Consider the following 810-nt stretch of genomic DNA (forward strand, 5'->3'; position numbering starts at 1 on the left):
CGGTTCTGTTGCAAAGTTTTAAATCTACTATCAAATAAGGTAGAATAATAGAAAAAGATAGCAGGAGGAATGACGATGAGTCATTTTAAAGGAAAGCAATTTCAGCAGGATGTGATTATTGTAGCCGTGGGCTACTATCTTCGTTATAACCTTAGCTATCGTGAAGTTCAAGAAATCTTATATGATCGTGGCATTAACGTTTCTCATACGACGATTTATCGTTGGGTGCAAGAATATGGCAAACTACTCTATCAAATTTGGAAAAAGAAAAATAAAAAATCCTTTTATTCATGGAAAATGGATGAAACGTACATCAAAATTAAAGGAAAATGGCATTATTTGTATCGAGCCATCGATGCAGATGGTTTAACCTTGGATATTTGGTTACGTAAAAAACGGGACACACAAGCAGCCTATGCTTTTCTTAAGCGGTTAGTGAAGCAGTTTGATGAACCGAAGGTTGTAGTCACAGATAAAGCCCCCTCTATTACAAGTGCCTTTAAGAAACTAAAAGAGTACGGCTTTTATCAAGGGACAGAACATCGTACCATTAAATACCTGAATAATTTGATTGAACAAGACCATCGTCCAGTAAAGAGACGCAATAAATTCTATCGAAGTTTACGCACTGCCTCTACCACGATTAAAGGCATGGAAGCCATCCGAGGATTATATAAGAAAACCCGAAAAGAAGGCACTCTCTTCGGGTTTTCGGTCTGTACTGAAATCAAGGTATTATTGGGAATCCCAGCTTAAATCATAGATACCGTAAGGAATTTTATTCTTTATTTAAAACTTTGCAACAGAACC

Annotated in this window: 1 protein-coding gene; it reads left to right on the plus strand. The window is 36.7% G+C overall.

Going from position 1 to position 810, the window contains the following annotated elements; translation table 11 throughout:
• Nucleotides 1–75: 75 nt before the first annotated feature.
• Nucleotides 76–756, plus strand: coding sequence for an IS6-like element IS1216 family transposase (locus HKX39_RS10580; RefSeq protein WP_002331383.1), 681 nt, complete (start codon nt 76–78; stop codon nt 754–756).
• Nucleotides 757–810 lie beyond the last annotated feature (54 nt).

Origin of the sequence: Pelistega suis (assembly GCF_013133795.1) — a bacterium.
Classification (GTDB): Bacteria; Pseudomonadota; Gammaproteobacteria; order Burkholderiales; family Burkholderiaceae_B; genus Taylorella; species Taylorella suis.